At 34.0% G+C, this 17,349-nt stretch carries 13 protein-coding genes, 1 tRNA gene and 2 pseudogenes; 15 read left to right on the plus strand and 1 reads right to left on the minus strand.

The features are described from left to right. The 4 genes and pseudogenes from IV513_RS15870 to IV513_RS12000 all read left to right on the plus strand — a co-directional run. Positions 1-97: pseudogene (locus IV513_RS15870) on the plus strand (IS982 family transposase); the annotation flags it as partial. A 230-nt stretch (positions 98-327) separates the two neighbouring features. After that, entirely contained in the window at positions 328-3,654 is a 3,327-nt protein-coding gene (gene ccsA / locus IV513_RS11990) for a cytochrome c biogenesis protein (protein WP_209390808.1), read from the plus strand. Positions 3,655-3,796: 142 nt separating this feature from the next. Beyond that, positions 3,797-4,675: an SPFH domain-containing protein gene (locus tag IV513_RS11995; RefSeq protein WP_209390809.1), complete on the plus strand. Its 879-nt coding sequence runs from the start codon at positions 3,797-3,799 to the stop codon at positions 4,673-4,675. Positions 4,676-4,738: 63 nt separating this feature from the next. Continuing rightward, complete coding sequence (locus IV513_RS12000; protein ID WP_209390810.1) at positions 4,739-4,927, plus strand: Arc family DNA binding domain-containing protein; 189 nt, start codon at positions 4,739-4,741, stop codon at positions 4,925-4,927. An 80-nt stretch (positions 4,928-5,007) separates the two neighbouring features. Here IV513_RS12000 and IV513_RS12005 read toward each other — a convergent pair whose 3' ends face one another. After that, on the minus strand, positions 5,008-5,208 hold the full coding sequence (locus IV513_RS12005) for a hypothetical protein (RefSeq protein WP_209390811.1): 201 nt from the start codon (positions 5,206-5,208) through the stop codon (positions 5,008-5,010). A gap of 135 nt (positions 5,209-5,343) precedes the next feature. Between IV513_RS12005 and IV513_RS12010 the strand changes: the two genes are divergently transcribed. From IV513_RS12010 to IV513_RS12060, 11 genes and pseudogenes are all read left to right on the plus strand, one after another. Beyond that, complete coding sequence (locus IV513_RS12010) at positions 5,344-6,894, plus strand: aldehyde dehydrogenase family protein (protein ID WP_209390812.1); 1,551 nt, start codon at positions 5,344-5,346, stop codon at positions 6,892-6,894. 102 nt (positions 6,895-6,996) lie between these two features. Further along, entirely contained in the window at positions 6,997-8,322 is a 1,326-nt protein-coding gene (gene lat, locus IV513_RS12015; RefSeq protein ID WP_209390813.1) for an L-lysine 6-transaminase, read from the plus strand. Between the two features lie 63 nt (positions 8,323-8,385). Then, complete coding sequence (locus IV513_RS12020) at positions 8,386-8,613, plus strand: DUF2007 domain-containing protein (protein ID WP_209390814.1); 228 nt, start codon at positions 8,386-8,388, stop codon at positions 8,611-8,613. Between the two features lie 156 nt (positions 8,614-8,769). Further along, positions 8,770-9,288, plus strand: a complete 519-nt coding sequence (locus IV513_RS12025; protein ID WP_209390815.1) for a GNAT family N-acetyltransferase — start codon at positions 8,770-8,772, stop codon at positions 9,286-9,288. 111 nt (positions 9,289-9,399) lie between these two features. Next, positions 9,400-9,855: a transcriptional regulator gene (locus IV513_RS12030; RefSeq protein WP_209390816.1), complete on the plus strand. Its 456-nt coding sequence runs from the start codon at positions 9,400-9,402 to the stop codon at positions 9,853-9,855. A 1-nt stretch (position 9,856) separates the two neighbouring features. Further along, positions 9,857-11,041, plus strand: a complete 1,185-nt coding sequence (locus tag IV513_RS12035) for an efflux RND transporter periplasmic adaptor subunit (RefSeq protein ID WP_209390817.1) — start codon at positions 9,857-9,859, stop codon at positions 11,039-11,041. A gap of 1 nt (position 11,042) precedes the next feature. After that, on the plus strand, positions 11,043-14,189 hold the full coding sequence (locus tag IV513_RS12040) for an efflux RND transporter permease subunit (protein ID WP_209390818.1): 3,147 nt from the start codon (positions 11,043-11,045) through the stop codon (positions 14,187-14,189). Positions 14,190-14,208: 19 nt separating this feature from the next. Then, positions 14,209-15,624 carry an efflux transporter outer membrane subunit gene (locus tag IV513_RS12045; RefSeq protein ID WP_209390819.1) on the plus strand — a complete coding sequence of 472 codons (1,416 nt, stop codon included), beginning with the start codon at positions 14,209-14,211 and terminating at the stop codon, positions 15,622-15,624. A 123-nt stretch (positions 15,625-15,747) separates the two neighbouring features. Beyond that, positions 15,748-15,821, plus strand: a tRNA-Ala gene (locus IV513_RS12050). A gap of 466 nt (positions 15,822-16,287) precedes the next feature. Then, positions 16,288-17,148, plus strand: a pseudogene (locus tag IV513_RS12055) (IS982 family transposase). Positions 17,149-17,247: 99 nt separating this feature from the next. Then, positions 17,248-17,349: transposase (locus tag IV513_RS12060; protein WP_317196425.1), on the plus strand; the 102-nt coding region annotated here is incomplete at its 3' end.

The raw sequence follows: 17,349 nt of genomic DNA on the forward strand, positions 1-17,349 counted from the left end.
AATTTTGGCTAAAATTACAACCCTTACAACTATTCAGTTTTTGAATAGATTTATTTTTGATAGAAATATAAACAACCTAAAAATAAATCTCGTTTGATAGTGCACTACGAGTTATTTTAATAATCTTTTAATGGAAAAGAGATTTGTTTTTATATCCCTATTTTTTGCTATGAATTGTGTGGAAAGATTGAGATAAAATTATATGAATTTTATTTATTTAGAATTGTTTTAAATAAATAAAAACCACTTTTGGCTGATAAAAAACAGCTTTTTTTAGAGCTCTTTCGGTTTATCATCCTTATTTTTGCAAGTCAAGTAAAAAATCTCATGAAGAAACTCCAGGATATAATTATCTCAACCAGAACAATGGCTGTTCTGTTGCTGGTTTATGCGTTTTCTATGGCTTATGCAACATTTTTAGAAAACGATTACGGTACGCCAACTGCAAAAGCATTAATCTATGAAGCAAAATGGTTCGAACTTATTATGCTTCTGCTTATCATTAACTTTGTAGGGAACATTGGCAGATACAGGTTATGGAAAAGAGACAAATGGCCTGTTTTGGTTTTTCACCTTGCATTTATTCTCATTTTTGTTGGTGGTGCAATTACCCGATATATTAGTTTTGAAGGGCAAATGACCATTAGAGAAGGACAAACCAGCAACGAAATTGTTACCGATAAGAACTTTTTCAAAATTAAGATTGAAGAAAATGGTGACGCACTCGATTATCAGGATGTACCTTATTTAATGTCTCCACTTCATAAAGATTTTAATGCTACGTATGATTTTCATGATAAAAAAATCAAGGTTAAAACATTAGATTATGTTCAAAGAAAAAAAGACAGTCTTGTAGCAGATGCGAATGCGCCAGAATATCTTCATTTGGTTTCTACAGCGGAAATGGGAAGACAGAATATCTTCATTAAATCCGGAGAAGCAAAATCTATAAACGGAACGCTGGTTACTTTTAACCGTTCTATAGACGGAGCAGTAGAATTTAAGCAGGAAAACGGACAACTGATGATAAAAACTCCTGTTGATGCCAATTATATGACGATGGCAACTCAGGCGACAGGAACTACCAAAAAAGATGAATTTCAGCCTTTGGTTTTGAGAAGCTTATACAATATTAATGAACTTAAATTGGTAGTACCGGAAGGTTTAAAAAGAGGGAAACTAATTGCTGTAGAAGGTGATAGAAAAAAAGATCAGAATGTTCCGGATGCGATGACCATTGAGATTGAAGGTCCTAAAACCAAACAAATCGTAGAACTTTCTGTTGAAAAAGGAAATCCAAACGCCTTTAAGCAGGTTACCATGGATGGTTTGAATATTATGGTTGGATTTGGACCGAAAGTTTATAATACGCCATTTGCCATAAAATTAGATGATTTCGTGATGGAAACTTATCCCGGAAGTTCTTCTCCAAGTGCTTATGAAAGTCACGTTAAAATTATAGACGAAGGCAAGCAAATTCCTTATAAAATCTACATGAATCACGTTTTAGACTATAAAGGATACCGTTTCTTTCAGGCGAGTTTTACTCCAGACAGAATGGGAACATTGTTATCTGTAAATCACGATTATTGGGGAACTTTAATTTCTTACATAGGATATACATTGTTATTCGGAGGAATGTTTTTTATGTTCTTTTGGAAAGGAACTCACTTTTGGAAACTCAATAAAATGCTGAAAGACATCAATAAAAAGAAAACTGCTGCAATTCTTCTTCTTTTGTTAAGTTTTGGTTTAAATGCTCAAAAAATTGAAACCCACGGAAAAACAGACGGAAGCAGAGAGAACGTACATTTAACGGAAGATGAGCACAATCATGCCGCAGAAGTATCGCAGCCCCAGCAAAATTCTCTTGCGACACCTTTAACGAAAATGAGAATGATTTCTCCTGACGAAATTATTGCTCAAAATAAAATCAGCCAAGAGCATGCAGATAAATTTGGATACCTTTTGGTACAGAATATTGAAGGGAGAATTGTACCGATTAATACTGAAGCTTTAGATGTTTTAAGAAAGCTTTATCAAAGAGATAAATTTAAAGGTTCAGACGGTAAATATTTAACGGCGGAACAATGGTTTATTTCTGTAAATACAGATACTCCAAGCTGGACCATGGTTCCATTGATTAAAATTGATGCTAAAGGTGGAAAGGATCTTTTGAAAAAGACTAAAGCTAATGAAGATGGATATACATCTTTAATGAACCTTTTCCCTGCAGATAAAAACGGTAATCTTGCCTATATTTTGGAGTCTGATTATAACACAGCGTTTCGAAAAAAACCGGCTGAACAATCTGAATATGACAAGCAGGTTATTAAAATAAACGAAAAAGTACAGATTTTCAATGGATTTTTCAGCGGGCAGTTTCTGAGAATTGTTCCTGTGAAAAATGATCCCAATCACCGATGGAATTCTTGGTTAGATGCTAATATGGAACCGGATTTGGAATCTCAAAAAGTAATGGGACCTTATTTTGCTGAAGTTATTCAGGCCCAGAAATCCGGAAACTGGAGCAAAGCAGATATTGAGCTTAAAAAGCTTTCGGATTATCAGCAGAAATGGGGTAAAGCTGTAGTGCCTTCTCAATCGAAAATTGATTTGGAAGTTTTTATGAATAAAACCGACATCAATTTTAAGCTTCTAATTTTTTATACTTTAGTAGGAGGTTTACTGTTAATCCTTGGTTTTATTGAATTGTTCAAACCTAATAAAATTCTTAATACAATAATCAGAGTTCTTATTTATATAGGAATTATTGGCTATATATTCCATTTCTTGGGTTTGATAGGGAGATGGTATATCTCAGGTCACGCACCTTGGAGTAATGGTTACGAAGCAATTATTTTTATTTCCTGGGTTGGGATTACAGCAGGTTTGCTTTTCTATTTCGGGTTTGGTAAAAATAAAAATACATCTGCAGACGCACAATCGGCACAGTTGCCTAAGAAATTATTCGGAACTAAAAATAATGCTAATGCATTAATTCCTGCAGCAGGATATATGGTTGCAGTAATTATGATGGGATTTGCACATGGTGCATCTTCATTAGATCCTCAGATTACTCCTTTGGTGCCGGTTTTAAAATCTTATTGGCTTATTGTACACGTAGCAATTATTATTTCAAGTTATGGTTTTTTCTCATTATCCATGATTATTGCAGTAATTTCTTTGGTGTTCTATATTATTGCAGATAAAAAATTATTCAAACTTCATAACGATACTACCTTAAAAGAATTGGCTATCGTTTCGGAAATGTCTACAACAATTGGTCTTTTTGCATTAACAGTAGGAACCTTTTTGGGAGGAATTTGGGCAAATGAATCTTGGGGAAGATACTGGAGTTGGGATCCTAAAGAAACTTGGGCATTTATCTCGGTAATGATTTATGCTTTCGTTCTACACATGAGATTGGTTCCGGGATTGAGAAGCAGATGGGCATTTCATGTAGCAACGATGTTCTCTTTCTGTTCTATGCTAATGACGTATGTTGGAGTTAATTATTATTTAACAGGACTACACTCTTATGCAGCGGGAGATCCTGTTCCAATTCCGGCTTGGGTGTATATTGGTTTTTCTACAATGCTTATTTTGGCTATTGCTTCTTACTTTAAGTTTGTAGCTTTAAAGAAGAAATAAAATAAAATTTAAATATTTTAAAATTCCTGAAAATTAATTTTCAGGAATTTTTTTATTCCATTAATTAGATTTTAAATTCAATATTCAAAAATTATATATATCTTTATGATATCAAAATAATATCATTTTAAAAATTATAATTATGGAAAAAGTTTTAAAGCCTATGTCTGGCTATTTAGCACTTGTCATCAGTTTATTACTGCTTGCTTTTTGTGTTTACCTATTTATTATTGGGGTAGACGACAGAATTGATAATAACATTACTTATCTTATACTGTCTTTTGTCTGCCTATTTGTTACCTTTTTCTTTATGAAAGGTTTAATGATTATTCAGCCAAATCACTCCAGAGTACTGAATTTTTTCGGAAAATATGTAGGAACAGTAAAGGAAAACGGATTGTTTTTTATTAATCCATTATATTCCTCTCAAAAAATGTCCTTGCGTTCAGAAAATTTGCAGGGACAGACATTAAAAGTAAATGATAAAATGGGAAATCCAATAGAAATTGCCGTAGTTATGGTCTGGAAAGTGGGAGATACCTACAAAGCAGCTTTTGATGTGGAAAAATATGCAGATTTTGTAAAGATGCAGAGTGAAGCAGCAGTCCGTCATTTGGCAATGAGTTTCCCTTACGATAATCTGGAAGACGATCATGCTCCGATCACTTTAAGAGAAGGTGGAGATAAAATTAATTCTATTCTAGAGCAGGAACTTACCGACAGACTTTCTAAGGCTGGAATTGTTATTCAGGAAGCAAGAATTTCCCACTTAGCGTATGCATCTGAAATTGCCGGAGCCATGCTTCAAAGACAACAGGCAACAGCGATTGTAGCTGCAAGAACAAAAATTGTGGAAGGAGCAGTAGGAATGGTAGATTTAGCTTTGAAAAAACTTTCTGAAGAAAATATTGTTGAACTGGACGATGAAAGAAAAGCAGCAATGGTGAGTAATCTAATGGTGGTTTTGTGTGGAGAAAAAGCTGCAACTCCGGTTCTTAATGCAGGAACTTTATATAACTAAAGCAGATTATTTCACTACATTTTGTATTGAAAATATATCAAAGCAAGAAGAAAACAAATGAAAATGAAATCAGAAAAAGCTCAGAACTCTTCAGAAAATAAATCTAAAAAATCTTTCGTAATAAGAATTGATGATTCTACCTACAAACTTCTGGAAAAATGGGCAAATGACGAATTCAGAAGCGTGAATGGACAAATTGAGTTTCTTCTCAATCAATCTCTTATCAATTCCGGAAGGAAAAAGAAAGAATAATCAACAGTAAAATTAATCTTTATATAAATAAAAAAAGCTGAGAAATTTCTCAGCTTTTTGCGTTCAATATTTCAATTGAATTAATCAAATATCCCCGTTAGGTAACCTGCAATAATGCTCCACGCATTTTTTCCCAGAAAATAGATAAGCGTAGAAGAAATAATTCCTTTTACTGTAAAAAATATAATTCCGCCAATTCCAAATTTCTTTACCAACCTTTTCCACCTTGAGCCTTTTTTTTCTTCAAGAGCGGGTTCGTCTATCGTCTTCTTATTTTCCATTTCTGAAATTCAAATGATTACCTTACAAAGATAAGCATGTTTATAATTAGTCCAAATAAAATGAGTGCAAAAAAAATAAAATTTTTAGGTTGGCAATATTTTTTTATCTTAGGCAAAACGAAAAGTTAAAATTGTATGTCAAAAAAAACCAAAGATTTTGGAATTGAAAAATCACTAAAAAATTTAGGAATTAAAGATGACAATAAAGGAACTTCTACCGGAGGAAAATTCTTTGCATCAGGAAAATCTATAGAGAGTTATTCTCCGGCAGACGGTAAGCTCATTGCCAAGGTAAAACTTTCGGGAGAGAAAGATTATGATAAAGTAATAGAAACCGCACAAAAAGCATTTTTAGAATTCAGAACTATTCCTGCTCCAAAAAGAGGAGAAATCGTAAGACAGTTAGGTCTTAAACTGAGAGAATATAAAGATGATCTTGGTAAATTGGTTTCTTATGAAATGGGAAAATCTTTACAGGAAGGTTTGGGAGAAGTGCAGGAAATGATCGATATATGCGATTTTGCAGTAGGTCTTTCCAGACAGCTTCACGGTTATACCATGCATTCTGAAAGACCAGGACACAGAATGTACGAGCAATATCATCCTTTGGGAATTGTAGGCATTATAACAGCATTTAATTTTCCGGTTGCGGTTTGGGCGTGGAATACCGCTTTGGCGTGGATCTGTGGAAATGTTACCATCTGGAAACCATCAGAAAAAACACCTCTTTGTGCAGTCGCTTGTCAGAATATTATGAGCGAAGTTCTTAAAGATAATAATCTTTCTGAAGGAATATCGAGTGTTTTGGTTGCCGATCACGAAATAGGACAAAAATTGGTAGATGATAAACGTGTTGCTTTAATTTCGTTTACAGGATCTACAAAAGTAGGAAGAAAAGTTTCTTCTAAAGTGGCTGAAAGATTCGGGAAATCTATCCTTGAACTTGGCGGAAACAACGCAATTATCATTTCTAAGGATGCAGATCTGGATATGTCTATTATCGGAGCAGTTTTCGGAGCGGTAGGAACAGCAGGACAGAGATGCACATCTACTAGAAGATTAATAATTCATGAAAGTGTTTACGATGAAGTGAAAAACAGACTGGTAAAAGCTTACGGACAACTTAAAATAGGAAATCCTCTTGATGAAAGCAATCACGTTGGACCGCTTATTGATACCGATGCCGTAAAACAGTACGAAAATTCTATTGAAAAATGTAAAGCCGAAGGCGGAAATTTTGTAGTTGAAGGCGGAGTTTTATCAGGAAAAGGCTACGAGTCTGGCTGTTATGTTAAACCATGCATTGCGGAGGTTAAAAATTCTTATGAAATCGTACAACACGAAACTTTCGCTCCTATTTTATATCTCATTAAATATTCTTCGTTGGATGAAGCAATTGCAATACAGAATGATGTGCCGCAAGGTTTATCTTCTGCAATCATGACGCAAAATCTAAGAGAAGCAGAATTATTCCTTTCTCATGCAGGTTCAGATTGCGGAATTGCAAACGTAAATATTGGTACATCGGGTGCAGAAATCGGTGGTGCTTTTGGTGGTGAAAAAGAAACCGGAGGCGGTAGAGAATCTGGTTCGGATGTTTGGAAATATTATATGAGAAGACAAACAAATACCATCAATTACACAACCAATCTTCCTTTGGCACAGGGAATTAAATTTGATTTGTAAAAACATGTAAATCAGAAAAATAGAGATTTTTAAAAATGACTGAACGTTAATTTTCAGTATTATTTCTAAATTTATTCATTTCATCAAACTTCAATCACAATTATGGACAATACACTAGAAATTCATACAAATAAAATAAAAGAAACCGTAGGAAAACACGTTTTAGCAGACGGGTTCGATTTCGTGATGGATATTGAAAACTCGCAAGGATCTTGGATTCACGATTCAATTTCCGGAAAAAATTATCTGGATATGTTTTCGATGTTCGGTTCTGCGTCTATTGGCTACAATCATCCTTATTTGCTCGAAAAATCGGAATGGTTGGGGAAAATGGCAGTTAACAAACCAACTTTGGCAGATGTTTATCCTAAAGAATATGCAGATTTTCTGGAAGTTTTCGAAAGGGTAGTTTTACCAAAAGAATTGCAGCTTGCATTTTTTATTGAAGGTGGAGCTTTAGCGGTTGAAAACGCAATGAAGGCGTGTTTCGACTGGAAAACAAGAAAAAACTTCGAAAAAGGCATTGATTTGGAAGCCGGAATTTGTATTCATTTCAGACAGGCATTTCATGGAAGAAGTGGTTATACTTTAAGCTTAACAAATACTTCAGATCCTAGAAAATATCAGTATTTCCCAATGTTTGAATGGCCTAGAATCCTTAATCCTAAATTAACTTTCCCTATTACGGAAGAAAATCTTGAGGAAACCATTAAAAACGAAAATTTAGCTCTTATTCAGATTACCGAAGCTATTCTTTCTCACCCTAATCAGGTAGCATGTATTATTATTGAACCAATTCAGGCTGAAGGCGGCGATAATCATTTCAGAGATGAATTTTTCCAGGGATTAAGAAATATTTGTGATGAGCATGAAGTCCTTTTAATTTTCGATGAAGTACAGACCGGAATAGGAATTACGGGCAAAATGTGGGCATTCGAACATTTGAGTGTGAAGCCTGATATTATTTCTTTTGGTAAAAAAACGCAGGTATGTGGCGTTTTAGCCAACAGAGAAAAGTTTGATGAAGTTCCGGATAATGTTTTTAGAGAAAGTTCCAGAATAAATTCAACATTTGGAGGGAATTTTATCGATATGCTCCGATTTCAGCTTGTAATGGAAGTAATAGAAAAAGAAAACCTTTTAGAAAATGTTCAGATTGTTGGCGATTACCTTTTGGACGGACTGAAAAATCTTGCACAGAAATATCCTGAAAAACTTTCTAACGCACGTGGAAAAGGCTTAATGTGTGCCATAGATTTGCCTTCGGGTGAGCAAAGAGACAGATTACGAAATGTGCTGTACGAAGATCAATTAATTCTTTTAGGTTGTGGAGATCAGTCAGTTAGATTCAGACCGCATCTTAATGTAACCAAAGAGGAAATTCAGATTGCTTTAGATAAAATTGAAAATAATATTAATAAAATTTAAAACTTCTCAATTTGGAATTTTTAAAAAAACTTTCTATATTTAGATACTCAAAATGTAAAGAATATGGATACAAATACGAGAGTGTCGGTTTTTGAAAGCGACAAACCTGCTGAAATTCAACTTATTAAATCTAAGTTAGATGATGCACAAATAGCTACCGATGTAGAAAATAATTATCTAACTTTTACAACTACTCCTACGGCAACTTCGCTGAAAGTGATGGTAAATCTTAAAGATGAAAAAAAAGCTTTTGAGATTATTGATGCCTATCTTCAGCAAAATGAAAATTAATTTAATTAAAAACAATTTCATAATTTTAAATTTTACTACTTCAGAAACCGAAAGTTATATCAGCTTTCGGTTTTTTTTTGTGAAGGAAGGATGTAGTGCCTTTGGCATTAATTGTGTTGATACCATTTTTTTTTAAAGATTTCAATAAATTTTTTCATGACCGATAATAATGTAATTACCTTTAGAAAAGCCCATTCTCAGGATATTGATGATATATGGAAAATAATTCAGCAGGCAATAGAAAGAAGAAAAAAAGACGGAAGTACCCAATGGCAGAATGGTTATCCCAACAGACAGACCATTGAAAGAGATGTTGAAAAAGATTTTGCTTACGTTTTATTGGTAGACCATCAAATAGCGGTATATAGTGCCCTTATCATTAATGATGAACCTGCATACAGTAAAATCGACGGGAAATGGCTCAGTGAGGGAGATTTTGTAGTTGTGCACAGGGTCGCGGTAGATAATAATTTTGCCGGAAAAGGTTTAGTTAAGATTTTATTTGAAAAGATTGAAGAATTTGCAGTTTCTCAAAAAATCAACAGTATTAAAGTAGATACTAATTATGATAATATGGCTATGCTGAAGATTTTAGAGTCTAAAGGATATACTTATTGTGGAGAAGTTATGCTTGCTGATGGAATGAGAAAAGCATTTGAGAAATTAATTTTTTAAAAACCTTCAAGTAGTATTATTGATTGTGAAATAAAGAATTATTTATAAACTCTATTAAGTTTGTTCGTTTTGTTCCGAACTAATCAATAATTTTGAACCAAATTCAAACTGATGAAGCAAACTTTAGAGGTAGATGAAAAAATTTTTCAGGAAGCCGTGAGATTTTACGGAAATATTTTTAATCTTCCACCATTAGCATCAAAGATTTATTCTTATCTAATTTTCGATTTTAATAAAGTCGGAATTACTTTTGATGAGTTTGTAGAAGTTTTTTCGGCAAGTAAAAGTTCTGTTTCTACGAGTATTTGTCTGCTTCTTAATATACAGCTGATTGTTGATCTTAATAAAATAGACCAAAGAAAAAGATATTTTTTTGCCAATGATGATTATAAAAAAATAAGATTCGAAAAAATTGTTCAGAAAATGAAAGATGAACTTAAACTGATGGATGAGCTCAAAAAATTCAGAAAAATAGACCATAACGAAGTGGATGAAAAAAATGAAGCCTACCAAGAACTATTAAATAAAAGTATAATTAATATTCAGGAATCTCTTAATAAACTATAATATGAAAAATAAACTTATTTTATTTTCTGCCGGAGCAGTAATGCTTACCGCGTGTAAAAAAGAAGCTCCAAAACAAGATGGTCCAAAACCATTTCCGGTAGTGGCTGTAGAAAATAAAAATATTGTGGGATACGATACTTATCCTGCAACTATTGAAGGGAGAATAAACAATGATGTAAGAGCTAAAATTCAGGGATATATTACTCAGGTTTTGGTGGATGAAGGTCAGTTTGTTACCAAAGGACAACCTTTATTCAGACTGGAAACCAATACTCTTAATGAAACTGCAGCCGCATCCAAAGCCGGAATTGCAGCGGCAGAATCTAATATCGCAGCCGCTCAGGCTCAGGTAAATGCTGCAATGGTTGAAGTGAATAAGCTTAAACCATTGGTTCAGAAAAATATCATCAGTAATGTGCAGCTTCAGACAGCTCAGGCAAACCTGGTTCGTGCACAGGCTGGTTTACAGCAGGCTGCTGCGGCAAAAAAACAAGCGGTTGCTACTTATAAAGGTGTTGAAGCCAATATCGACTATTCTGTTATTCGTGCTCCAATTTCAGGAGTTATCGGAAAACTGCCATTAAAAGTGGGAAGTCTTGTTGGGCCTACAGATCAGACTCCGCTTACAACGATTTCAGATACCTCAGAAATATTTGCCTATTTTTCTATGAACGAAAAATCTTATTTCGACTTTTTAGAAAAATCAAAAGGGGCAAATGTTCCAGAAAAGATTAAAAATCTTCCTATGGTAGAACTGCAACTGGCTAATGGAAGTATTTATCCTGAAAAAGGTAGAATTGAAGCGATTACAGGATCTATAGATCAAACCACAGGAACTATTCAGTTTAGAGTTGTATTCAAAAATTCACAAAAGCTTTTAAGCAACGGAAACAGCGGTACTATTAGATTTCCAAAATATTTTGATAATGTTTTGGTTGTTCCCGAGAGTGCTACTTACGAACAGCAGGGAATTGTTTATGTATATAAAGTAGATAAAGATACTGCTAAAAATGTAGTAGTGGATGTAATCGACCGAATTGATAATATGGCACTTCTAAAATCCGGGGTTAAAAAAGGTGAGAAAATTATTGCTGCAGGAACAGGGAATATAAAACCCGGAACGGCTGTAATTCCTAAACCTATAAGTATGGATAGTCTTGTTCAATCTGTAAAACCGAAATTTTAATATGATAAAAAAGTTTATTAACAGACCGGTTTTATCCACTGTAATTTCCATTCTCATCGTTATTTTGGGAGTTTTGGGGCTTACTTCACTTCCTGTTACTCAATATCCGGACATCGCACCGCCAACGGTAAGTGTAAGAGCCAATTATACTGGTGCGAATGCGGAAACTGTAATGAAAAGTGTTGTGGTTCCTTTAGAAGAACAGATTAATGGAGTGGAAGGGATGGATTACATTACTTCAACTGCTGGAAATGATGGTTCGGCACAAATTCAAGTATTTTTTAAGCAGGGAATAGATCCCGATATTGCTGCGGTAAATGTTCAGAACCGTGTATCGAGAGCGAGTCCTCTTTTACCAAGTGAAGTTACGCGTTCTGGTGTTGTAACACAGAAACAGCAGACCAGTGCATTAATGTATCTTTCTTTCTATTCTGAAAATAAAAATATTGATGACGTTTATCTTCAGAACTTTCTGAATATTAATGTTATTCCGAATCTTCAGAGAATTAATGGAGTTGGTGAAGCCAATGTATTTGGTGGAAAAAACTATTCAATGAGAGTTTGGCTCGATCCTGCAAAGTTAGCAGCTTACGGAATTACGCCTACAGATGTTACTACTGCTATCAACGAGCAGAGTAGAGAAGCTGCAGCAGGTTCTTTGGGACAAAACAGCGGAAGTGCTTTTGAATATATCATTAAATATGTTGGTAAATTCAGCGATAAGGAACAATATGATAATATTATTGTAAAAGCTTTACCAGACGGACAGAATTTAATGCTGAAAGATGTTGCAAAGGTAGAATTGGGCGGACTTTCCTATTCAGGTGTTGGTGAAAACGGAAATAATCCATCCATCAGTATGGGGATTTTTCAGACTCCGGGATCTAACGCTCAGGAAATTATCGAAAAAATTAAAGCTCAGCTTAAAGCCAACGAAAGCACTTATCCAGAAGGTGTAAAATATACCTTTAACTTCGATACCAACGAGTTTTTGGATGCCTCCATCGAAAAAGTTATTCACACCTTAATAGAAGCATTTATCCTAGTATTTATCGTGGTGTATATATTCTTGCAGGATTTCCGATCAACATTAATTCCTGCGATAGCAGTTCCGGTATCTATTGTGGGAACATTTTTCTTCCTGAATTTATTTGGATATTCATTAAACCTCTTAACCTTATTCGCATTGGTATTGGCAATCGGTATTGTGGTGGATGATGCGATTGTTGTTGTGGAAGCAGTTCATGCCAAAATGGAAAACGGAATTTCGAATGCTAAAAAAGCAACTATCGAAGCAATGGATGAGATTACCGGAGCAATTATATCAATTACACTGGTTATGGCAGCGGTATTTATTCCGGTTACTTTCATTACGGGTCCAACTGGTGTTTTTTACCAGCAGTTTGGTATTACGTTAATTATTGCTATTGTAATTTCAGCGATTAATGCATTAACATTAAGTCCGGTTTTGTGTTCATTATTTTTAAAGCCCCATGATGCTCATCACGAAGATTATAAAAATAAAAATTTCATTCAGAAGTTCTTCTATAAGTTTAATATCGCTTTTAGAACCATAACTGAACGTTATGCTAAAGGATTTACTTTTCTCATTAAACATAAATGGGTTACTCTAATCATTTTTGCAATTACAGGCGGAATTATCTTCTGGACAAGTTCAACTATGAAAAAAGGTTTCGTTCCTACAGAAGACCGCGGAATTATCTTTACAGATGTTCAGCTTCCACCGGGAGCGTCGATGGAAAGAACCTATAATGTCTTGAAAACTCTTCAGGCAAATGCATTAAAAATTCCGGGAATTCAGAATGTAACGATCTCTACAGGACGAGGATTATTGTCTGGAAACGGAAGTAATAACGGTCTTGCCTTTGTTAAACTAAAACCTTTTAATGACAGAAAAGGAGAAGGTTTATCTTCAGAAGAAATTACTAAAAAACTTTTTGGATTGGTAGGGAAAGTTCCGGATGCCAAAGTGGTGTTTTTTCAACCGCCAAGTGTTCCGGGATTTGGTAACAGTGCCGGTTTTGAAATGGTTTTGCTTGATAAAGCAGGGGGAGATTTTTCTGAACTCGATCAAAAAACCAATGAACTGATTGGTAACTTGATGAAAAGACCAGAAATAGAATTTGCTCAAACTTCATTTAATACAAAATATCCGCAATATCAAATGGAGATTAATGTTCCTTTAGCCAAACAAAAAGGCATTTCTGTAAATTCTATTTTAGAAACAATGCAGGGATATATTGGAGGAATTTACAGTGCAGATTTTACCAAATACGGAAAACAGTTTAGAGTAATGGTTCAGGCATTGCCAGAAAACAGAGAAAACGCCGAAAGCTTGAATCAGTTGTATGTAAAAACAAATCAAGGTGCAATGGCACCAATTTCTCAGTTTGTAACTCTTAAAAAAACGTATGGACCACAGTCTGTAGGCAGATACAACTTATTTACATCTGTTAAGATTACAGGAGCCAACGCAGCTGGATACAGTTCCGGAGATGCAATTGCAGCAGTGCAGCAGGTTGCCGGAGAAACGCTGGATCAGAACTATTCGGTTGAATTTACTGGTTTATCCCGAGAAGAACTTGCTTCCGGATCTCAAACTGTACTTATTTTTGCATTGAGTTTGGTATTTGTTTACTTTATTTTGGCTGCACAGTACGAAAGTTATATTCTTCCTTTAACGGTTGTTATTTCGTTACCTTTAGGTGTAATGGGAGCATATTTTGGACAGAAAATAATGGGCTTGGAAAACAATATTTACTTTCAGATTGCATTAATTATGTTGGTGGGATTATTGGCAAAAAATGCCATTTTAATTGTTGAATTTGCCGTGCAGAGAAAGCATCATGGCGAAAGTATTGTAACTTCTGCTATCAATGCTTCTAAAGCGAGATTAAGACCTATTTTAATGACTTCTTTGGCTTTCATTTTCGGATTACTTCCATTGGTTTTAGCAAGCGGAATTGGAGCTGTTGGTAACAGATCTATTGCAACTGGAGCCGCTATTGGTTTGTTAATAGGAACTATTTTAGGCGTATTTGTAATTCCTGTTTTGTATGTTATTTTCCAGACTCTTCAGGAAAAAATAAAACCTATAAAACAAGAAGACATCAATCTAGCTGAATAAAAATCTTGAAGATTTAAAAATGAAAAATTTATCTATAATCATAAAAGGAACTGCTTTTTCTGTTTTAACATTGGCTGTATTGTCATCGTGTATGGTAAGGAAAGAATACGAAAGGCCACAAAATGCGGTTGACGAAAAACTTTACCGAACCGATATGCTTCCAAAAGACAGCATGAGCATCGGGAACGTTTCCTGGAAGGAAATTTTTACGGATCCTGTTCTTCAAAAACATATCGACAGAGCTTTAGAAAATAATCTCGATGTAAGAATTGCTGTACAGAATATTATTTCTGCAGAAGCTTATCTTAAACAGGCAAAAGCTGCATACGAACCCACTGTATCTGTTGGACCGAACTATACTTTTCAGACCCAGTCTATCAACACACAGTTTGGGCAAATTATTGGTGAAAGAAGATATGTAAACCAATTCGATATCACTGCTAGTATCGGTTGGGAAGCAGATATTTGGGGTAAACTGAAATCTCAGCAAAAGGCTCAGCTTGCAACTTATCTTGGGACTTTAGCTGCTCATAAAGCTGTAAAAAGTGATTTGGTTGCTTCGATTGCTTCGGCATATTTCCAACTGTTAACGTTTGATGATCAAAAAAAAATCATTCAGAAAACCATAAAATTACGTGAAGATAATTTAGAGACTACAAAAGCTTTAAAAGATGCTGGTGTTCTTACAGAAGTTGCCGTTCAGCAAAGTCAGGCTTTGGTTTATAACGCTAAATCTTTGCTTATTGATATTGATACCCAAATTTCTTTATTAGAAAATACAGTAAGCTTATTAATGGGAATTCCTTCTCAGAAAATAGAAAGAACGACTTTAGAATCTCAGAAAATACCAAATACTTTGGCGGTTGGTTTCCCGGTTAATTTACTTTCTAACCGTCCCGATGTGATGAGAGCTGAACTTAATCTGATGAATGCATTTGAGCTCACAAATGTTACTAGAGCACAATTTTATCCTACTTTGAGATTAACTGGAAGTGGAGGTGTACAGTCGGTAGATATCGATCATTTATTCAGTGTAAATTCACTGTTTGCGAATGTTGTTACAGGTTTGGCACAACCGGTATTAAACAGAAGACAGATAAAAACCAATTATGAAGTGAGTTTAGCCAATAAAGAAACGGCTTATCTTAATTTCAGAAAAACTATTTTGAATGCAGGAAAAGAAGTTTCGGACGCTATTAAAGTTTTTTCTGTACAGGATTCTTTTATTGATCTGAAGAAAAAAGAACTCCAATCATATCAAAAATCTGTTGATTTCTCTCAGGAGCTTGTTAACTACGGTATGGCAAATTACCTTGAAGTTCTGAATGCAAGTGTAAATTCTTTAAATGCAGAACTCAATATTTCTAACGCTGAGTACAATAAAATGAGAGCAGCAGTAAAATTGTATCAAGCTTTAGGAGGTGGCTGGAAGTAAAATAGTTAGTTATTGATATATTTAATCTTGTTAAAACGTGTATCGCTCGTTCGGTGCACGTTTTTCTTATACAGAAATTGGCAGATAGCAGATAAATACTTACATTTGCAAAACTGAAAAATTGGGGAATTAGCTCATCTGGCTAGAGCGTTAGACTGGCAGTCTAAAGGTGACGGGTTCGATCCCCGTATTCTCCACTTAACTATCTAATAATCAAATGTTTACATTTGATTATTTTTTTTAAAATTCTTTTTACTTTTTACATTAGTTCTAGGCATTAGATTGAAATTTTATTTTTCATAATTTAAAAATACGTCTACTAAAAGCTGACTTTATAAGTGGTTTTTATTTATATTGGCAAATAAATATCACTACTATTGATAAGAATACATAAATCTCACTTCATACCTTTGTCAAAAATTTCTGCCATAGAAAATGGGTTTACACAAATCATCATTTAAGTGAGTATGTGAAATTATCCATTGCAACTCCCTGCAAAGGACTGCTGTTAAAAAAACTTAATGTACACTAAAAAAAGAATTGTGTAAATTGATGTTGAAAATTAAAGAAGAAATTTTAAATTTAACCCGTAGTGCATTATACAAAAGGTTACTCATAACACGAAAATTACGTATATTGTATTGACTACCAATATAATACATTATGAATAACCTATATTCAATTTACGATTTTATTTTAAATGAATTAAGAAAATTAACCATCAAAGAAAATTTTTATTTCAAACCAATTAAACCAAAATTGTCGGATTTAGAACTCATTGCAATAAATATTTCTGCGGAATATTTATCAATAGATTCAGAACATCAGCTGTTTAGATACCTCTCCAATTCAAAATTGAACGGAATGGTCGAAAGAACTGTTTACAATCGTAGAAGAAGGAAATTATTTCTTCATATTGAACATATTAGAAAATTTATGGTGGCTGAGTTTAATGACATTGAAAAAGTTTTTATTGTAGATTCCATGCCTTTGGAAATTTGTAAAAATGTACGAGCAAATCGCTCCAAAATTTGTAAAGAAAGTGAATTTTCATTTCCGAGCAGAGGCTACTGCGCTTCGCAGTCCAGTTATTATTACGGATAAAAACTGCATGCAATATATTCTGTTTCCGGGGTATTCCAGAGTTTTGATATTTCTACAGCAAGCATTCATGACATTCATTTTTTGCAGGATATCGAGCATCAAATGAATAATTGTATATTAATCGGAGACAGGGGCTATTTGTCCGCTCAAGTACAAACCGATTTGTTCAATTATGCGAATATAAAACTTGACACACCGATGAGAAGCAATCAAAAAAATTATCAAAAACAGAAATATACTTTCAGAAAATCCAGAAAAAGAATTGAGAGTTTAGTCTCACAACTTTGTGACCATTTTAAAATCAGAAACAATTACGCAAAATCTTTTAATGGTTTTAAAACAAGGATAACAGCTTTAACTTCCATTCAGTTTGTAAATGTTTTTGTTTTCAATAGAAAAATGAATAGAATTAAACTTTGAAAAAATATTTTATTTCAACTTTTATAAAATTATATAAAGCATGTAATCTTCCCCAAAAACTGGATCATTTAAAATTATAGTTTTTAAATTTGGAAGAGAATAAAACAGAGTAAATTTACAGAAGTTCAGATCATCAAGATTTTGTCTGAACAAAACGCGGGGAAATCCGTTAATGATATTTGCCGTGAGCATGGGATTAGC

It is taken from the genome of Chryseobacterium sp. RR2-3-20 (assembly GCF_017808115.1).
GTDB lineage: Bacteria > Bacteroidota > Bacteroidia > Flavobacteriales > Weeksellaceae > Chryseobacterium > Chryseobacterium oryzae.

What these genes read in the sequence shown, in the direction of transcription:
- IV513_RS12000 (WP_209390810.1), top strand. Translation starts at nt 4,739, where the DNA reads ATGAAATCAGAAAAAGCTCAGAACTCTTCAGAAAATAAATCTAAAAAA.
- IV513_RS12020 (WP_209390814.1), top strand. Translation starts at nt 8,386, where the DNA reads ATGGATACAAATACGAGAGTGTCGGTTTTTGAAAGCGACAAACCTGCT.
- IV513_RS12045 (WP_209390819.1), top strand. Translation starts at nt 14,209, where the DNA reads ATGAAAAATTTATCTATAATCATAAAAGGAACTGCTTTTTCTGTTTTA.
- IV513_RS12025 (WP_209390815.1), top strand. Translation starts at nt 8,770, where the DNA reads ATGACCGATAATAATGTAATTACCTTTAGAAAAGCCCATTCTCAGGAT.
- IV513_RS12040 (WP_209390818.1), top strand. Translation starts at nt 11,043, where the DNA reads ATGATAAAAAAGTTTATTAACAGACCGGTTTTATCCACTGTAATTTCC.
- IV513_RS12005 (WP_209390811.1), bottom strand. Translation starts at nt 5,208, where the DNA reads ATGGAAAATAAGAAGACGATAGACGAACCCGCTCTTGAAGAAAAAAAA.
- lat (WP_209390813.1), top strand. Translation starts at nt 6,997, where the DNA reads ATGGACAATACACTAGAAATTCATACAAATAAAATAAAAGAAACCGTA.
- IV513_RS12030 (WP_209390816.1), top strand. Translation starts at nt 9,400, where the DNA reads ATGAAGCAAACTTTAGAGGTAGATGAAAAAATTTTTCAGGAAGCCGTG.
- IV513_RS11995 (WP_209390809.1), top strand. Translation starts at nt 3,797, where the DNA reads ATGGAAAAAGTTTTAAAGCCTATGTCTGGCTATTTAGCACTTGTCATC.
- IV513_RS12010 (WP_209390812.1), top strand. Translation starts at nt 5,344, where the DNA reads ATGTCAAAAAAAACCAAAGATTTTGGAATTGAAAAATCACTAAAAAAT.
- IV513_RS12035 (WP_209390817.1), top strand. Translation starts at nt 9,857, where the DNA reads ATGAAAAATAAACTTATTTTATTTTCTGCCGGAGCAGTAATGCTTACC.
- ccsA (WP_209390808.1), top strand. Translation starts at nt 328, where the DNA reads ATGAAGAAACTCCAGGATATAATTATCTCAACCAGAACAATGGCTGTT.